At 66.9% G+C, this 411-nt stretch carries 1 protein-coding gene; it reads left to right on the plus strand.

From position 1 onward, the window contains the following. The coding region (locus tag AB4Z35_RS30840; RefSeq protein ID WP_442101276.1) for an SDR family oxidoreductase at window positions 1-411 on the plus strand (411 nt) is incomplete at both ends.

Below are 411 nucleotides of genomic sequence, written 5' to 3' on the forward strand. Positions count from 1 at the left end.
CATCGCAACAAGCCGATCCTGGAGATCACCGAGGACGAGTTCGACCGCGTCTACGCGGTCAACGTCAAGAGCATCTACTGGTCGGCCCGGCACTTCATCCCCCACTTCCGCCAGCGCGGCGGCGGCAACTTCGTCAACGTGGCTTCCACCGCCGGCATCCGGCCCCGCCCAGGGCTGGTCTGGTACAACGGCAGCAAGGGCGCCGTCATCACGGCCAGCAAGGCCATGGCGGCCGAACTCGGCCCGGACAACATCCGCGTGAACTGCGTCAACCCGGTGATCGGAGCCACCGGCCCGCTCGAACAGTTCATGGGCCTGCCGGACACCCCCGAGAACCGCGCCAAATTCCTCGCCACGATCCCCATGGGGCGCATGTCCACCCCGCAGGACGTGGCCAATGCCTGCCTCTAC

The sequence above is a fragment of the Pseudomonas sp. KB_15 genome, assembly GCF_052114525.1.
Taxonomy (GTDB): Bacteria; Pseudomonadota; Gammaproteobacteria; order Pseudomonadales; family Pseudomonadaceae; genus Aquipseudomonas.